We start from the raw sequence: 17,563 nt of genomic DNA, 5'->3' as shown, positions 1-17,563 counted from the left end.
GATACAATTCAGATACACTAAAGCAATTCCAATCCAAAATCCAAAATCGAAAATTGTATAACATCGGGTTAAGTCCAAAACCTGGTTTAACATAAAAAAGTATTAATTCACGAATTCAAAGCGCGATCGCTCCTCTAATGGATTGGAAAGAAATCTCTGGTAACTGGGTGTTGCTTCCCCAAAAACCGATTGGAATCATTCATTTTCTAGGTGGTGCCTTTGTCGCCACTGCACCTCACATCACTTATCGTTTGTTATTGGAAAACACCGCAGAAAAAGGCTTTGTAGTTATTGCCACGCCGTTTGTTAATACCCTTGATCATACGGCGATCGCACAACAAGTTCTCCTCAACTTTGAACGTGTTTTAGTACGCTTAGAAGATAGAGGATTATTAGGCAAAGGCTACCTCCCCATCTATGGCATCGGGCACAGCATGGGTTGCAAACTCCATTTGCTCATCGGTAGTCTGTTTCCTGTAGAACGTGCCGGTAATATTCTCATTTCTTTCAATAACTACGCCGCTCGTGATGCCATCCCCTTAGTAGAACAGTTAAACACTAATTTTCAGTTCAATTCTAATTTTGCTGTCGAATTTACTCCTTCACCGCTAGAAACTACCAAACTTGTGCAGGAACAGTACAATGTTCGCCGTAATCTGTTAATCAAATTTACCAACGACACCATCGATCAGTCAGCAGCTTTAACCGAACTGTTGCAAAAACGCTTTCCAGGTATGGTAACAGCACAGACGCTTCCAGGCAATCACCTCACACCTCTAGGACAAGATGTTAAATGGCAACCAGGTAAGGAATTTAACCCCCTAGATGCGATCGGGCAATGGTTTAAACAAGAAATGTACCGAGATTTACATCAGCTCAAACGTACTATACTTTTTTGGCTGAACCCTTTGTCACCTTTATAATTAGCTTTTTGTTTACATTTATACTAAATTTGGGCAAATTAGATTGATTAACAATTAACAAATTACTTCCAAAAGCCAATAGAATTACCTATGGAATTCTAGCTTCCGTTCGTTTCTCTATACTGTGGCTGATAGCGGTAATCTTTTAAATTACAAACGCACCTATCTCCTATGTTTCAAATTTTAGTAATTGATGATGATCCCGCAGTACAGATTCTCCTGAAAAGAATGCTGGAAAAACATGGTTATGAGGTAGTTGGCGCTAGTAATGGTGAAGAAGGAATAAAACAAGCATTGATTTATCATCCCGCACTAATAATTTGCGATTGGATCATGCCGGGAATGAATGGGCTAGAAGTTTGCCAGTGTATTAAGGCAAATCCAGAATTATCTACCACGTTCTTTATTCTATTAACATCCTTAGATTCAGTTGCCGATCGCGTTAAGGGTTTAGATGCGGGTGCAGATGATTTTATTACCAAACCAATTGAACATAATGAACTGCAAGCGCGAGTCAGAGCAGGATTGCGCCTGCACCAGCTAAGTCGAGATTTGCAAATTCAAAAACGAATTTTAGAAGCGGAATTGGAGGAAGCAGCAGAATATGTACGTTCGCTCCTACCTCCACCCATGACAGAACCTCTGAGAATTGATTTCCGCTTCATTCCCTCACGTCAACTTGGTGGTGATTGCTTTGATTACTACTGGCTCGATTCTAATTATCTAGCAATCTATCTCCTAGATACTGCCGGACATGGACTTAGAGCCACTCTCCCTTCTATTTCTGTATTAAATTTACTCCGCTCTCGTGCTCTGAAAAACTTAAATTACTATCAACCTAGTGAGGTATTAAAAGCATTAAATGACACCTTCCAAATTAATTATCAAAATGACAAATACTTTACTATTTGGTACGGAGTTTATAACCGTATCAAGCATCAACTAGTTTATTCCACTGCTGGGCATCCACCTGCAATTTTAACAACAGCTAAATCAACTGATGTCACCCAAGCAAAACTACTCAGAACTCCTGGTATTCCGATTGGAATGTTTCCACAAGTCAAATATGTGGATGGCTTTTGCGACATTGAAAAAGACAGCATCCTCTATATTTTTAGTGATGGTGCTTATGAAATTGCTAAATCAGATGGTATGCTTTGGGGTTTGGAAAATTTTGTCAAGATGGTTGTTAGTAGTAACTATCATCTCGACCAGATTATCAATCAATTGACTGGTTTGAAACAACAAGAAGCTTTTGATGATGATTTATCTATATTGCAATTAAAGTTTAATTAATTGTATTTTATCTTATGAATCTCAAATATAAAAATTCATACACTATCTTCTAGTTTGAAATAGGTCAAGCATCAATTTATATATCTAAAGCTGATTCACTTTTAAATACTTCTGCTTTCTTAAATTCATCTTGATCGATAAAAATTTCAAATACTTTATCCATACCAGTTAATTCAAATAATATCCTCACCTGCTCATTCATCGAACAGACTACTAATTTACTCTCTACTGCTCGCAGTGTCTTGAAAGCTAATACTAAAGCACCAAGACCAGAACTATCCATAAACGTCACATCTTCCAAATCAACTAATACAATTTTTGCTCCACTTTCTAAACTTTCGGCAATTTTTTCCCGAAATTCTTGTGATTTCGTAGAGTCTAAAATTCCACTTGGCTTAATGATTTTTACTTTAAGTACCATATTATTTCAGTAATTCTTATTTAATCAAAAATGTTCCAAGCCTAGTATTATACCTTATTTTAAATAATTTCAAACTATTATGGATTTATAAAAATAATAAATTATTTAGTAATTTAGTAATGAGTTAAGTATTCGTCATGAATTGTATTACTAAATTTAGTTATAAGTTAAGCGATCGCCCAAAAAGAGTGAAGGTAGAAACACACAGTTACAATATTTCTACAAGCTTAAAGCCATAGACCATTAGTCGATTTCTAATATTATATTTTTTGTATTGTAGAATCCATAAATCGGCAGTGCGTAGATACTCGTATAGTGAGATGGCACTGCTCACCACTACTTATTCATGGCGTCTACTACCTCCCGGCAGATATATGTATAAGTTTAAATAAATACATACTATATAACCGTATTATTATTTATATACTGCAATACCTTTTTTTAAACTTTATTTTTTTTCTTTAAACTTTACTGTTTCTTAACATAATTTTTACGCCTCTCTCTTCTAGGATTATATGGATATACTGTTCGTATAACTATAAAAACACTGTCCTTCATACATATGTAAACTTGTACATCATGAACACAGCAGCAAACTCCGCAAATAGGCTGCTAAGGGGCCATTACAGTAATCGGGGAAGTATTTACTTATTCGCTCCGATGGTTGACTTCAACGTGATGGCTGAAGTTGGAGAGACTCCCCCCTAGATAGATGTGCTTGTACTTTGTTGAAATTTTCATAAGTAATTAAACAATTACATCTTGATCATGGTGTGAGAAAATTTACTCCCTATTTTGTATATCTTGAATAGATGTAATTGAATCAATTAACTTTATCGCTTGTTGTCATCACAATATTGGAACAATAAGTCAATCAAACATTGAACTAAATTAAACAGAACGTAATTTGTTTGTTACTTATCCAATTTGTTGTTAATATTGGAACTTTGTAGTAAAAAGCTAGGATCAATACCATAGTCTCAACCATAAAATTGACCAACTTTTGACCATAAATTGGTTAATTTTATATTATTTGATAGGTTTGAGCATTTTTATTACTAGTGTTTATTTCCCTAAATTACTAAGGGATATAAGCTTTTACTGCCACAAAATTCAAAGTTTCAATATCTTAAATTCTCAAAACAAGCTGAAGTTAATAACTTTTCAGAAATCTTTTCAAGAATTGTAGTTAGCCGAGAGTTATACAAATATGAATAGCCAAAAATACCTTTCCAAGTGGCAACGAGTTCAAGAAACTCTTGTGTTTAATCTGGCAAAAGGAATACCGACAAGTGTAGGTATCAAATTAAGAAATTTACTGTATCGTAATATTTTTGCCCGAATTAGTAAATCTGCTTATATTCAGTACGGTGTAGAATTCATCGAACCTAGTTGTATTGAAATAGGCAACAATGTAGGGATTTTTCGAGGTGTTAATATTAATGCAAGCGGACACCCAAATAACAAAATTTATCTAGCAGATGGAGTTGTTATTGATTATGGTGTTGACATTAGATCGTTAATAAATACGTCTATTTACATAGATAAAGATACTTTCATCGGCCCTTACGTATGTATGGCTGGGCCTGGAAATATTAAAATAGGCAAAAACTGTCTAATTGCCTCACAAGCAGGCATATATGCTAATAATCATATTTATTCCGATCCAACCCAATTGATTACATCTCAAGGCGTAACTCGCCAAGGAATTGTGATTGAAGATGATTGTTGGTTAGGTACTGGAGTAAAAGTCTTAGATGGAGTCACCATTGGTAAAGGTAGTGTTATCGGTGCCAATGCTGTTGTCACAAAAAATATTCCTCCCTTTTCTATTGCTGTGGGTGTGCCTGCACGAGTAATTAAAAGCCGTAAAGCCAAGGAATTTGTTGACTCTCGATTACAAGGCATTCTGGGAGAACGAAAGCCATTTTCTTAGTCTTTCTGGGGATTGTGGGGACTTACCTTGGCTCTGTACAACAAATTGTCACCTTGACGATAACCTGTGTAACGCACCTTAACAATTTCTCCTGGTTGGGCATTTCCATCCATCAATTGGTGAAATTGGGGATCGTAGGGTATTTCTGCTCCTACAGGCGCGATCGCTTCTACTTGCCAATGCTGTAGTAGTTTTTCCAAAGGTTTTTGCACTAGAGGAATGATGTTGAGCGCGCTTAACTGTGGGTTTTCTCGTGCTTTGTAAGCAGCAGTAGGAAATTGCAATAACAAAGATTCCAGCAGTTGCAAACTCGACTGCTGGAACTGTTGCTGCAAAATTAATCGTTGCTGTTCTAGTTGTAATTGCAAGCGATCATATTCATTTCTTAAATCTGCTATTTGTCGTAATAATTCCTGATTTTGTGGAACTTTTGCTTTTATTAACTCTTGGTGAGAAAAAGTTGCCACTAATTCCTGCAATGACACTTGTAGTATTTGCGATAGTCTTAGCAGCACATCCACCCGCATTTGCTCCACTCCAAACCGTCGCAATCGCAAAACCTGCCGCTCTGAAACGCCAGCAGCGCGACTCAAAGCTTTAAAACTAGAAATACCCACTTGCTGCATCAATTTTTGCAAATTAGGGGTGAAATCACTATTATCAGGCATAGGAGCTAGAGGTTAGAGGCTAGGGGCTAGGGGTTAGAAAATTAAAAATTTTTAATTTTACATTTTTAATTTTTAATTGATCTGTCCCTAGTCCCTAATCCCTTTATTCTTCCAGCAAACTTCTCAACATCCAAGCAGTCTTTTCATGTACTTGCATCCGTTGAGTTAATAAGTCGGCGGTAGGCTCGTCGTTTACTTCCTCTACAACTGGAAAGATAGAACGTGCAGTTCTTACAACAGCTTCTTGCCCTTCTACTAGGAGGCGAATCATGTCTGTAGCTTTGGGAACGCCAGGAGTTTCCGAGATGGAGCTAAGTTTGACAAATTCGCTGTAAGTTCCTGGTGCTGGATAACCAAGTGCTCTAATCCGTTCAGCAATTAAATCTACCGCTAAAGCTAACTCTGTATACTGTTGCTCAAACATTAAGTGTAAAGTTTGAAACATCGGCCCAGTAACGTTCCAATGAAAGTTATGGGTTTTCAGATACAGAGTGTAAGTGTCAGCCAACAAACGAGATAATCCCTCAGCAATTTTCGCTCTGCTAGCTTCGTCAATCCCAATATCGACAGGTAAAGATGTTTTGGTTTGAGCTTGCATATTATTCTCCAAAATTAGTTAATAGTCATTGGTCATTTGTTAGTGGTTAGTGGTTAGTAGTTCTCCCTCTCTCCCACTCTCCGTGTCTCCTTGTCCCCGTGTCCCCAACGCCTTAGGCTAGATGCCGCATCAAAACGCTCTTGGGAGCTTTGCGAACTCTTGCTAGGATTGTTTCTTTGCCTAAACGCTGGCAGGCTTCGTAACGATGACACCCAGAAAATCCATAATACTGTCCATCTACTTCTAAAACATCAATCGGCTCTTGCTGCCCGATCTCGCGAATAGATTCCATCAAAAATTCTACTTTCTGGGGATCGTTTTGACGTGGTAAAGGGCGTCTAATTTGATTTAAAGGAATTTCTTGGACTTTTACCATAAACTGTTTATTTAACTTGTCACATCTATATAAATCATAGTCATTATGACTTCATTTTGCAACTAACTTTCTAAAAAGATTATAAGGATTTATGATGTAGCCAAAACAATTGGCTAACTAATGCCACAAAACAATTACACTACAAAGAAAATTTGTCGTCGCACCCAAGGCGGCACTGCCAGCAGAATCAAGTTAATTGCTATGAAAATCTCGCTCTGGCGTCGTTCCTACACTGTAATGACAACATTTTGTTTATTGGGGTTAACAGCTGCGTCTCGCCCAGAAATGAGCGCAGACGTAGAATTGCGAGTAGGAATTGTGCAGCGATTTGGAGATAACCCCAAACAACAGCTACAAATAGAACCCACTAAAGGCGATCGCTTGCGGGTGGAGTTTCTCAAAGGTAATCAACAGCAAACCTTAGTCACCGCTAACCCCATCAAACTGGAAGTGAGTATGCAACCCTTAGCACAACCAAAAATTGAGGAACAGGTAGTGCTAGGAACTTATCGTACTTATGAAATTGCCGAAGATAGCGCCCAAAAATTCCGCGCTCAAGGCATAGAAGTGGAAATAGCTCAACCAGAGCGTTGGCAAGTATGGGCAAAACGGGATGTTTACAATACTCCTTTATTGCGCCGCTTGTTGTTAGAGAGCGTGCGAGCCACCAACAATAAAATGGCATATGTTGACACTAAAGTTCTGCAACAGGTGCCAGAAGTCAGTTGGATCGTTGACGGTAAACGTTACAGCCGCGATCGCCTGGAAATTAGCAGTAGCAAAAATTTAATTCGGGTAAATCAAGGTAATAAACCAGGAAATGCTCGTCTATACCCAGGACGTATTGAATTGCAACCAAACGCCTACGGCACTTATACTCTAGTTAATGAGGTGCCTTTAGAAACTTACTTGCGTGGAGTAGTGCCGTATGAAATTGGTACAACTGCCCCAAAAGCAGCACTTGAAGTACAAGCAATTATTGCCCGCACCTATGCCTTACGGAATCTACGGAGATTTGCAATAGATGAGTATCAATTATGTGCAGATACTCATTGTCAGGTATATTATGGGCTATCAGGAGTAACCACCGCAACAGATCGAGCGATCGTGGCGACACGGAGCATGGTACTCACCTACAAGAACGAGCTAATAGATGCTCTGTATTCATCTACTACTGGTGGAGTCACAGCCTCCTTTAGTGATGTTTGGAATGGTGAGGATCGTCCTTACCTCCAACCTGTGGTGGATGCTCCTGGCAATATTTGGAACTTGGCAACACAAAATTTAGCCGATGAAAAGAATTTCCAGCAGTTTATCAAGCTGAACAAAGGATTTAATGAAAGTGAATGGGACGTATTTCGTTGGCGCAGGGAAAGCAAAATCGAAGATATCGCCAAGGGATTACAGAAATTTCTCAAGGTTAAAAAAAGTCCCTATGCCAACTTTCAAACTATTAAAAGTATGAAAATAGTTGAACGTAGTAGGAGTGGACGTATTCTCAAACTGGCTGTTGATACTGATATCGGCACATTTTATCTACATAAAGACGAGGTACGCAGTGCCTTTTTCGCTCCTGTAAGCACGCTATTTTACCTGGAACCCTTAAGCAAATTAGATAAGGACAAATTAGACGAGAGCAAATCAGACAATGACAAATCAGACAAAAGTAAATCAGATAAGAGTAAATCAGACAATGACAAATCAAACAAGGACAAATTAGACAAGAGCAAATCAGACAAGGACAAATCAGACAATAACGAATCAGACAATGACAAATCAGAACTTTGGGGATACGCCTTTATTGGCGGTGGGCTTGGGCATGGAGTTGGTTTGAGTCAAACTGGTGCCCAAAATTTAGCTAAACTAGGTTGGTCAAGTGCAAAAATACTTGAGTTTTACTATCCTCAAACTCAAATTAAAGTTCTCAACAATACTATTAAGCTAGAAACTAATTGAGTTTGTACCGAGCGATGATAAAAAGAGTGATTTTTGTTGGCTGTTTTGCCCATTGATTCACTAAGAGCAATTAGCTCCTCCCATCTGCCTTCTACTTATGCCAAACTATAAAATAAGTCAATAAAGCAGGAACACCACTAACTGTGCTCCTGCCTATGACTAAAAAGTAAACATTCTGCCAAATACTGTTCTAAGAGCAGACACAAAAGAGGAAGAATTTTCTCTAGCCGTGCTGCTTTTTTTCTTTCACCATCTCTACAGCATTGATAGTTCTTGCTGGAGAAAGGTGCTTGAGTTCTAGTAAAGCTCTTCTTCTTTGTGGGTTTCGATGGTGCAGTCAGAAGTCGGGTAAGCAACGCAGGTTAGAACATATCCAGCTTCAATTTGATCGTCATCCAAGAAAGACTGGTCGGACTGATCGACTGTACCAGACTTGATTTTACCAGCACAGGTAGAACAAGCACCAGCGCGGCAAGAGTAGGGCAAATCTAAACCAGCTTCTTCAGCTGCATCTAGAATATATGTGTCGTCATCAACTTCGATTGTTTGATTTAGCCCTTCAGCATCGTTAATGAGTGTAACTTTGTAAGTTGCCATGTATTAGTCCTCTCTTTCACAAACGGCAGTATAAGTTATCCTAAAGCAAGCTGAACGGCTTACCTGTTGCAAGCAGCCGCCTGTTAAATTTTGCTTCACTTTTGATACTACGGGAAAAATAATAAGATGTAACCGGAAATTGACCGCGATTAGTAATGAAATTTGGTTAGGTAATATTAATAATATTTTCTTATACAAAAATGCATCTATTGGCCAATGTATTAGATAAGTTTATACCTACCACAGTACAGATAAATGCATCAATAAACAAATCCATCATCAATAAAATGGATGATATTTAGATGATTGAGTGCAAAAGCACTACGCTCAAAAAACATTGCTTTGCCTTTCTAGGCAAGCTGTATAAAACTGGTGAAAATGGACAAAGCAAAACTGCAGGTGGGTTTGGTTGGTACTGGGTATGCAGCAAAGTTAAGAGCAGAAGCATTGCTGCGTGATGGGCGATCGCACTTAGTCGCTGTTGTTGGGCATACACCAGAAAAAACAGAAGCCTTTGCTAAGGACTTTCAGTGTTCTGTAATGAGTTCTTGGCAAGAATTAGTGGCAACAAATGAAATAGATCTGATTGTGATTTGCACTGTTAACCAAGATCATGGTGCGATCGCTTCATCCGCACTTTCCTGCGGTAAACACGTAATAGTTGAGTATCCTTTGTCCATTGACTTAGTAGAAGCTAAAGAGCTGATCACTTTAGCCAAGGCACAAAACAAACTTCTTCATGTCGAGCATATTGAACTTTTAGGCGGACTACATCAAGCCTTAAAGCAACACTTACCACAAGTTGGTCATGTATTTTACGTCCGCTACAATACTATTAAACCTGAACATCCTGCACCCCGGAAATGGACTTACAACCACAACCTTTTCGGCTTTCCGATGATGGCTGCTCTGTCTCGGTTACATCGCCTTACAGATTTGTTTGGCAAAGTGTTGACAGTTAACTGCCATAATCGATTTTGGGCAACCCAAACAGATTATTATCAAAGCTGTTTTTGCGTCACTCAACTATCTTTTAGCAGTGGGCTGTTAGCGCAAGTAATATATGCAAAAGGCGAAACTATCTGGCAAGCAGAACGCAGGTTTGAAGTTCACGGTGAACGTGGCGGATTAATTTTTGATGGTGAGACAGGAGTTTTAGTGAAAGCAGGAGAAACCACACCAATAGAAGTTGGTAGTCGGCGGGGATTGTTTGCCAAAGATACAACTATGGTGTTAGACCATCTTTTTCATGGAACTCCCTTATACGTTACCCCAGAGGAAAGTTTATATACCCTCAAAGTCGCAGATGCCGCAAGGCGTTCTGCAGAAACAGGATTGACTATAGTAGTTGAAGATTAGTTATCAGTTATCAGTTATCAGTTATCCTTCGTTGATTACTGTAGCCTGCGGCAAGCTGTCCCCCGTCCCCTGTCCCCAATTCCACATATCATGAACAAGCAACAAACAATTGTTATCTTATCCAAAAGAGAATTAGATAAAATGCGTAAGGCTGGACGTTTAGCAGCCGAACTCTTACACCATCTCGAACCGATGGTAAAGCCAGGAGTTAGCACCCTGGAGTTAAATGATGAAGCAGAACGGTGGACACAGGCGCATGGAGCCAAAAGTGCGCCACTTGGGTATAAAGGTTATCCAAAATCAATTTGCACCAGTATCAATGAAGTAGTTTGTCATGGCATTCCCAATGCCAAGCAGATTCTCAAAGATGGCGACATTGTTAATATTGATGTGACACTGATTGTTGATGGTTACCACGGTGATACATCGAAGACTTTTTTCGTCGGAACGCCTTCCCCAATTGCGAAAAAGCTAGTGGAAGTCACAGAGGAATGCCGTAGAAGAGGTATTGCAGAGGTTATGCCTGGGGCGCGCATTGGAGATATTGGCGCTGCAATTCAAGAATATGCTGAAGCACAAGGCTTTTCTGTGGTAAGAGACTTTGTCGGACACGGCATCAGCAACATTTTCCATACTGCACCAGATATTCCTCATTACGGTACGCGTGGCAAAGGTAGGGTTCTCAGACCTGGTATGGTATTTACGATTGAGCCGATGATTAACGAAGGCACTTGGGAAGTAGAAGTGCTTAGTGATGGGTGGACAGCCGTAACACGCGATCGCAAACTCTCGGCACAATTTGAGCATACTATCGCTGTTACTGATGATGGCGTAGAAATTCTGACACTTCCGGAAGGGGAAATTTAACGATCAAATTATGCCAGCACGACTAGGCGAAGTATGAAACTCGGCAGCATATCACGATTCAATAGTAGTTGAGGTATGAGGAAAGAACTTATAACCACAATCAACATACTCAGCAGGAAATTTGGCTCAAGCATAATTGTGTCCTTCTTCCGTTGCCATGAAGTGTTAGCTGGCTGACACAACATGAACAACATTATATAGATGGAACTCATTGCGGGCTAGCCCCTCCCAATAGGGCTTGTCCGGGTTGAAACCTGGTTGCTGGAGAATTGCTTCAAATGCTTCCTTGCTTTCCCACTGACCATAATTAAACATCCGCGTTCCATCTAAACTACGGTGAAATGTTGCAGAAATTAGCCCTGGCGTATTATTCATAGCCCGATCTAGTTCAATCGTTGTCCGTTTCACCATTTCTGGTTGGTTTGCTGGCATCATGCGAAATTCTGCCAGATGTGTAATGCGATCGCCTGCACTAATCTCAACTTCTGCTGTTCTCGATTTGCTTGCCGACACTTCTAACTGCAACGAGTCTGGTGGAAAAAACTCTCCGAACACTACTGGACGCTGCAAACTGCGATGATCAAACTTGGGTTGCCACTGACTGTAGGTGAAGACACGAACCCCATCTAAACTTTGATGCACACTAGCTGATACAAAGTATGCGTTGGACTTCCAGGATTGGATTTGCTCTTTGATAGCATCCACTAATCCTGATTGATGCCGCTCTGCAACTGTGTACAAATCTAATCCAACGAGCGCGGTATTTAACCGATCAATCTGAACCATAAGCACTCCTCAATATTTATCGGTTTGCTTGTTCTGATTTGATGTTAAACACCAACGAATAACCCTGCAACTGAGTTGTGCCGCGCCAACACAGATCGCCCCTAATCTCCTTTGACATTACATTCGATTTTAGAGCATTGCTATTGCAGCATGGAATTCGAGTGCGATCGCCTTCTCCAAGAGGCAAAGCCATTATATCCAACTCTAGTAGTATCTGTATCATCGACTTTTAACCCATACTCAAGTACAGTGGCGTAAATAAAACTTGAGTAAATAAGTACATCTATCTAAAGATATATATTTTATATACATTCAATACGTCTAGGTAAAGATAAAGTTAAGTCATTGCAAAGTTATTAACAACTGGTTAACCTAAGCTTAACCAATCATGTTAATCTGTTTAAGTACCAAAATTATTATTCAACTAACAATAACATTCTTGCTTTAGCTCAAAACATTTGAGGTTTTGAGTGCAGAATTTAATTCATACAATAATTGTTTCACTTCACTCATTAGTCAAAATATAGCGAAGAATTCAAATCAATCCTCAACTAATGAAATTGACATGAAATTTAAGTTGAATCTTTCTCAAAATATCAAAAATCTGTTTCCAATAGCACTCAAAATTTATTTGCCAACTTTACTTTTTATTATTCTGGTTTGGTGTCTCAGTAAGATATTCAATATTTCAATGTATGAACTGACCGCCGATCCAGCAGAAGTAGTAGGAAAGCCTCCTTATACAGGATTGTTTTCTAATATTGGAATTGTGCTGTGGAGTAGCACTGCCGCAATCTGTATATTCAGTGCCTTACTGACTAAAGTTAACCCAAGTTGCTTTAGAAAATGGTTTAATTTTTTATTATCCTCTTTTTTTCTGACATCCTTTTTGTTATTAGATGATTTATTTCAACTGCATGAGACGTACCCTGTTTTCTTCTTTGGAGTTAATGCTAATCTACCTGAAAATAACAGACAGTTGCAAAATTTATTAGAAGGATTATTTTTTATTATTTATTTCATCTATGTTTTTCTTTATCTTTTATATTTTAGAAAACATATTCAGCAAACAGAATATCAGTTTATGATTCTAGCATTGCTATTCTTTTTCCTATCTATAGCAGTTGACATGAATACAATGATAAAATTAGGACATGACATTATAGAAGAAACCTTTAAATTATTAGGAATTATAACTTGGTTAATATATTTCTCTAAAACCTGTAGCTCAATTGTTCTTCAGCTAGCAGATAACTCAGTTGTGCATCCACACAAAACTTAATAGTTGACAAAAATTTTACTTGTAACCAGTTCCAATCAGGCATCAGCAAATTAAAAAGAGAATTTGCCAAAAAGCTACAGCGAGCCATTCACACCACTAATTCGAGTACATGCATAGTGATCGCTCGTATAAAGAAATCATTAGTGAATTGCATGAGCTGAGATTGTGATACTATCTGAAACTAGTGGGCAAAGCCATTAGATTGTTAAGTCAGGCAGGAATCGTCCTGAGTGAGAAGATGAATCAAACCGGGTAAAGAAAAACTTCATACTTTTGCTCCAGACGGTAATTATTTTCTTGCTCAGTGTAATTTCATGCCAATTGGTTTCAGAAATACAAATGAACTTTGGGCTTCAATCTTGACGCAGACATTAAAGCGCTTAGGATTGACTTGCGCTGTGATTTGTCCTGGCTCGCGTTCCACACCCTTAGCAATTACTTTTGCTCAAGCATCGCCCACTCTAGAAGTAATTTCCATTCTTGATGAACGTTGCGCTGCCTTTTTTGCCTTGGGTAGGGCAAAAGCAACTGGAACTCCTACTGCAATTATTTGCACCTCTGGCACGGCAGGGGCGAATTTTTACCCAGCAGTCATTGAAGCAAAAGAAAGTCGTGTGCCATTGTTGCTGTTAACAGCCGATAGACCTTCAGAACTGCGCAATTGCCATTCTGGACAAACAATTGACCAGTTGAAATTATATGGCAATTACCCAAACTGGCAAGCAGAGTTAGCTGTGCCTTCGGCAGATATGGGAATGTTAGCCTATCTGAGGCAAACAGTGATGTATGCTTGGGAGCGATCGCTTTATCCTGTACCTGGCCCGGTACATTTGAATATACCTTTTCGCGACCCCCTTGCACCCATTCCTGATGGCACTGACTTAAATTCCTTACAGTTACACCTTCAGTCAGAAGACTTCTGGACAGGTATTTTTCCCCTCTCTCCAGGGCAGGCACAAGGCACTGCCCCTGCTCTCCCTCTCTCCAGGGCAGGCACAAGGCACTACCCCTGCTCTCCCCTTCTACGAGAATGGCTAAAATCCGATCAAGGTATCATCATCGCCGGAGTTGCCCAACCGCAACAACCACAGGAATATTGTCAGGCGATCGCCCAACTTAGCAAGACCTTAAAATTCCCAGTTTTGGCAGAGGGACTATCGCCCGTTAGAAACTATGCCGAGCTTAACCCCCATATAATTTCCACCTATGACCTGATTTTACGGAATCAACAATTAGCGAAACAACTAGCACCAGAAATAGTAATTCAAATTGGCGAAATGCCTACTAGCCCAGTGCTGCGTAACTGGCTCAAAACCACAGCCGCAAAACGCTGGATCATTGACCCCAGCGACCAAAATCTTGACCCTCTCCACGGTAGGACAGTTCATCTGCGGGTGAGTGTAGAACTCTTAATAAGAGAGTGGGAGAGTGGGAGAGGGGGAGAGGGGGAGAATGCCATACAAAGTCCCTCACTCTCAGAATTCTATCTACAACTATGGTGTACAGCAGAAGCTAAAGTTAGGTTGAATGTCGATCAAACCTTAGCAAGCAAGTCGGATTTGCTTGAAAGTAAAATCGCCTGGTTACTGTCTCAATTTCTACCCAAAGAAACCCCTATATTTATCGCTAACAGTATGCCCGTGCGGGACGTAGAATTTTTTTGGAAACCCAATCAATCAGGTGTAAAACCCTTTTTCAACAGGGGTGCGAATGGTATTGATGGTACGTTATCCACTGCTTTAGGAATTGCCCATCGTAATCAAAGCAGCGTCATGTTGACGGGAGATTTAGCTTTATTGCACGATACCAATGGCTTTTTAATCAGAAATAAATTTGTTGGACACCTGACGATTGTATTAATTAATAATAATGGCGGTGGAATTTTTGAAATGTTGCCCATTGCCAAGTTTGAGCCGCCCTTTGAAGAGTTTTTTGCTACTCCCCAAGATATTGATTTTGCTCAGTTATGTGCCACTTACGGGGTAGAGCATGAATTAATTACTACTTGGGAACAGTTACAGAACAGATTAAATACACTACCAACTACAGGAATTAGGGTTTTAGAGTTGCGGACAAATCGCAAAGTAGATGCCAAGTGGCGTCAGGAAAATTTGGGTCAATTTTCAGCACTCCACAACTTTGAATAATACTAAATCTGGTTGTTCAACCCTTTGTTTGTGTAGCCCAGGCTTCTAGCCTGTAGGGTAAAAGGGGGTATTAGATTCGGATTTGGTAGTAATACCTATCAACAGCGAAAACTGGAAAACGGCAAAGTTTATGAAGTACTCAAGAATTATCCTTCCTTAGCAGAATTCCAATCCGCTTTGAGTACAAATCTCAGCAATTTCCAGTATGAGCGTCTTAAATATTACTGGTGTTTGTCATACACGCTTAACTAACTGAAACATTTGTGTAGCAAGGCTTTCCGGAAATGACAATTGTCTCGGCTCAATGTCAAGATGCCAGGGGATTCAATAGTTTTTCATAAAAAAAGGAGATGGACAGCGCCATCCCCTTTTCACACATACTTAATTGCTTGGAAAAATTACAGAATTGGTGTATACTGCGGTTTTTCAGGTACGGTTGTGTACTCAGCAACTATCTGGCGGAACTCATTACCGTCAATAGTTTCTTTCTCAATCAACAAATCAACCAAACGGTCTGTCACTGTACGATTTTCACGGATAATTCGTTTTGCTGTTTCGTAACACTCTTCAACAATGGTGCGGACTTGAGAATCGATACGTGCTGCGATCGCTTCGGAATATTCTGAGCGAGTCATCCAGTCACGACCTAAGAACACTTCACCTGTCTGGCTTTCTAAGGACATGGGGCCTAAGTCAGACATCCCAAAGCGGGTTACCATCTGCCGTGCCATGTTGGTCACTTGTTGCAAATCATTACCCGCACCAGTGGTAACTTCATCTCGACCAAAAATCACATCTTCGGCAGCACGACCACCCAAAGCACCTGTAATTCTAGCTTTGAGTTGAGCGCGAGTAATCAAACCTTGCTCCTCATTAGGAGTAAACCAAGTCAAACCTTGTGCTTGCCCCCGTGGCACCAAAGTTACTTTTTGTACAGGATCGTGGTCTTTAAGGACAGTTCCCACTAAAGCGTGTCCAACTTCGTGGTAAGCAATTAAGCGCTTGCTCTTGCTATCTACCAGGGGTGTGCCTTCCATACCAGCAACTACCCGATCCACAGCATCGTCAATTTCTGTGAGGGTAATAGCTTCTTTGCGTCTTCTGGCAGTGAGAATAGCAGCTTCGTTGAGCAAGTTAGCTAAGTCTGCTCCTGTAAACCCAGGAGTACGGCGAGCGATCGCTTCTAAAGAAACACCAGTATCAAGTTTCTTATTGCGAGCGTGAACCTTCAAAATTTCCAAACGTCCTTTGATATCAGGTGCATCAACAATCACTTGTCTATCAAAGCGTCCGGGGCGCAATAGTGCCGCATCGAGTACATCGGGACGGTTGGTGGCAGCGATAATAATGATACCTGTGTTGCCTTCAAAACCATCCATTTCGGTCAGCAGTTGGTTGAGGGTTTGTTCTCTCTCATCGTTACCGCCACCGATACCAGCACCCCGTTGTCTGCCAACAGCGTCGATTTCATCTATAAAGATGATACAAGGAGCGTTGTCTTTAGCTTTTTTGAATAAGTCGCGGACACGAGATGCACCGACACCCACAAACATTTCTACAAATTCTGAACCGGAGATGCTGAAGAAAGGAACGCCTGCTTCACCGGCTATGGCTTTTGCCAACAGAGTTTTACCAGTTCCTGGAGGCCCTACCAAAAGAACTCCTTTAGGAATGCGTGCGCCCACAGCAGTAAATTTTTCTGGCTGTTTGAGGAAGGTAACAACTTCTTGAAGTTCTTCTTTCGCTTCTTCGATACCTGCTACATCGTCAAACTTGACGCCGGTTTTGGCTTCCATTTGAAAACGAGCTTTAGATTTGCCAAAGCTCATGGCTTGACCAGGGCCGCCAGGTAAATTACTAGAACGGCGGAACAAAAAGAACAATCCAGTAATCAACAAAATAGGAAAAATTAGATTTCCTAACAATCCCCAGATTGCCCCATCATTTCGCATGGGGTGGGCATCAAAACTCACTCCTTTGTCTTTAAGCTTGGAAATTACTTCAGGAGCGTTAACAGGCAAATCCACCCGCACTCGTTGGACACGATTGTCGAGATCCGGATCTACGGCTTCCACGATCGCCGTTCTACCGCCTTCATAAAGATCCACACTCGCGATGCGATCGGCGTCCAAATATTCCAGAAAGCGACCGTAGGTCATACGGGTGCTGGCTGTATTTTTACTCATATCCGCAGGAGCACCAGAAAATGCCCCTTGCCAAAAGAAAAAGCCTATTACCAAAGCTGGCAACGTCCAGAGAACCAGGACTCTCCAGGAGAATTTCATCTTTTTTTTGCCTCTAGATGCCGATACAAATAGTCAGTGATACTCACCGGATGGTGCAATATCTTT

The 17,563-nt window shown here is 40.3% G+C and carries 16 protein-coding genes; 8 read left to right on the top strand and 8 right to left on the bottom strand.

The genetic code is table 11. The features are described from left to right. Positions 1–137 precede the first annotated feature (137 nt). Both UYC_RS0132220 and UYC_RS0132215 read left to right on the top strand, forming a co-directional pair. A complete protein-coding gene (locus UYC_RS0132220; protein ID WP_016876506.1) occupies positions 138–923 on the top strand; it encodes a DUF1350 family protein in 786 nt (261 codons plus the stop codon). Positions 924–1,094: 171 nt separating this feature from the next. Beyond that, the gene (locus UYC_RS0132215; protein ID WP_016876505.1) at positions 1,095–2,219 is read left to right on the top strand and encodes a PP2C family protein-serine/threonine phosphatase; all 1,125 of its coding nucleotides are present in this window, start codon (positions 1,095–1,097) and stop codon (positions 2,217–2,219) included. A gap of 76 nt (positions 2,220–2,295) precedes the next feature. On the opposite strand, the gene UYC_RS0132210 is transcribed toward UYC_RS0132215, so the two are convergent. Continuing rightward, complete coding sequence (locus UYC_RS0132210) at positions 2,296–2,640, bottom strand: STAS domain-containing protein (RefSeq protein ID WP_016876504.1); 345 nt, start codon at positions 2,638–2,640, stop codon at positions 2,296–2,298. A gap of 1,210 nt (positions 2,641–3,850) precedes the next feature. Between UYC_RS0132210 and UYC_RS0132205 the strand changes: the two genes are divergently transcribed. Further along, positions 3,851–4,576: an acyltransferase gene (locus UYC_RS0132205; RefSeq protein WP_016876503.1), complete on the top strand. Its 726-nt coding sequence runs from the start codon at positions 3,851–3,853 to the stop codon at positions 4,574–4,576. Here UYC_RS0132205 and grpE read toward each other — a convergent pair. The 3 genes from grpE to UYC_RS0132190 form a co-directional block, all read right to left on the bottom strand. After that, positions 4,573–5,244 carry a nucleotide exchange factor GrpE gene (gene grpE, locus UYC_RS0132200; RefSeq protein WP_016876502.1) on the bottom strand — a complete coding sequence of 224 codons (672 nt, stop codon included), beginning with the start codon at positions 5,242–5,244 and terminating at the stop codon, positions 4,573–4,575. The genes UYC_RS0132205 and grpE overlap by 4 nt on opposite strands. Before the next feature lie 103 nt (positions 5,245–5,347). After that, complete coding sequence (locus UYC_RS0132195; protein WP_016876501.1) at positions 5,348–5,842, bottom strand: Dps family protein; 495 nt, start codon at positions 5,840–5,842, stop codon at positions 5,348–5,350. 112 nt (positions 5,843–5,954) lie between these two features. Further along, positions 5,955–6,218 carry a ParB N-terminal domain-containing protein gene (locus UYC_RS0132190; RefSeq protein ID WP_016876500.1) on the bottom strand — a complete coding sequence of 88 codons (264 nt, stop codon included), beginning with the start codon at positions 6,216–6,218 and terminating at the stop codon, positions 5,955–5,957. A gap of 120 nt (positions 6,219–6,338) precedes the next feature. Between UYC_RS0132190 and UYC_RS0132185 the strand changes: the two genes are divergently transcribed. After that, positions 6,339–8,174, top strand: coding sequence for a SpoIID/LytB domain-containing protein (locus tag UYC_RS0132185; protein ID WP_016876499.1), 1,836 nt, complete (start codon positions 6,339–6,341; stop codon positions 8,172–8,174). A 297-nt stretch (positions 8,175–8,471) separates the two neighbouring features. On the opposite strand, the gene UYC_RS0132180 is transcribed toward UYC_RS0132185, so the two are convergent. Next, complete coding sequence (locus UYC_RS0132180) at positions 8,472–8,771, bottom strand: ferredoxin (protein ID WP_016876498.1); 300 nt, start codon at positions 8,769–8,771, stop codon at positions 8,472–8,474. A gap of 378 nt (positions 8,772–9,149) precedes the next feature. Between UYC_RS0132180 and UYC_RS0132175 the strand changes: the two genes are divergently transcribed. Next, the gene (locus tag UYC_RS0132175) at positions 9,150–10,130 is read left to right on the top strand and encodes a Gfo/Idh/MocA family protein (RefSeq protein WP_016876497.1); all 981 of its coding nucleotides are present in this window, start codon (positions 9,150–9,152) and stop codon (positions 10,128–10,130) included. A 90-nt stretch (positions 10,131–10,220) separates the two neighbouring features. Continuing rightward, the gene (map, locus tag UYC_RS0132170) at positions 10,221–10,997 is read left to right on the top strand and encodes a type I methionyl aminopeptidase (protein ID WP_016876496.1); all 777 of its coding nucleotides are present in this window, start codon (positions 10,221–10,223) and stop codon (positions 10,995–10,997) included. A 165-nt stretch (positions 10,998–11,162) separates the two neighbouring features. On the opposite strand, the gene UYC_RS0132165 is transcribed toward map, so the two are convergent. Next, the gene (locus tag UYC_RS0132165) at positions 11,163–11,783 is read right to left on the bottom strand and encodes an antibiotic biosynthesis monooxygenase family protein (protein WP_016876495.1); all 621 of its coding nucleotides are present in this window, start codon (positions 11,781–11,783) and stop codon (positions 11,163–11,165) included. A gap of 16 nt (positions 11,784–11,799) precedes the next feature. Next, the gene (locus UYC_RS38385) at positions 11,800–12,006 is read right to left on the bottom strand and encodes a hypothetical protein (RefSeq protein ID WP_127011345.1); all 207 of its coding nucleotides are present in this window, start codon (positions 12,004–12,006) and stop codon (positions 11,800–11,802) included. Between the two features lie 342 nt (positions 12,007–12,348). Between UYC_RS38385 and UYC_RS0132155 the strand changes: the two genes are divergently transcribed. Continuing rightward, positions 12,349–13,065 carry a hypothetical protein gene (locus UYC_RS0132155; protein WP_016876493.1) on the top strand — a complete coding sequence of 239 codons (717 nt, stop codon included), beginning with the start codon at positions 12,349–12,351 and terminating at the stop codon, positions 13,063–13,065. Between the two features lie 314 nt (positions 13,066–13,379). After that, the gene (gene menD, locus UYC_RS0132150) at positions 13,380–15,212 is read left to right on the top strand and encodes a 2-succinyl-5-enolpyruvyl-6-hydroxy-3-cyclohexene-1-carboxylic-acid synthase (protein WP_016876492.1); all 1,833 of its coding nucleotides are present in this window, start codon (positions 13,380–13,382) and stop codon (positions 15,210–15,212) included. A 398-nt stretch (positions 15,213–15,610) separates the two neighbouring features. On the opposite strand, the gene ftsH2 is transcribed toward menD, so the two are convergent. After that, complete coding sequence (ftsH2, locus tag UYC_RS0132145) at positions 15,611–17,497, bottom strand: ATP-dependent zinc metalloprotease FtsH2 (RefSeq protein WP_016876491.1); 1,887 nt, start codon at positions 17,495–17,497, stop codon at positions 15,611–15,613. Positions 17,498–17,563: the final 66 nt, after the last annotated feature.

This window comes from Chlorogloeopsis fritschii PCC 6912 (assembly GCF_000317285.1).
Classification (GTDB): Bacteria; Cyanobacteriota; Cyanobacteriia; order Cyanobacteriales; family Nostocaceae; genus Chlorogloeopsis; species Chlorogloeopsis fritschii.
Note: the sequence above shows the minus strand (reverse complement) of the source record. Positions and strands in the feature narration are given on the sequence as shown.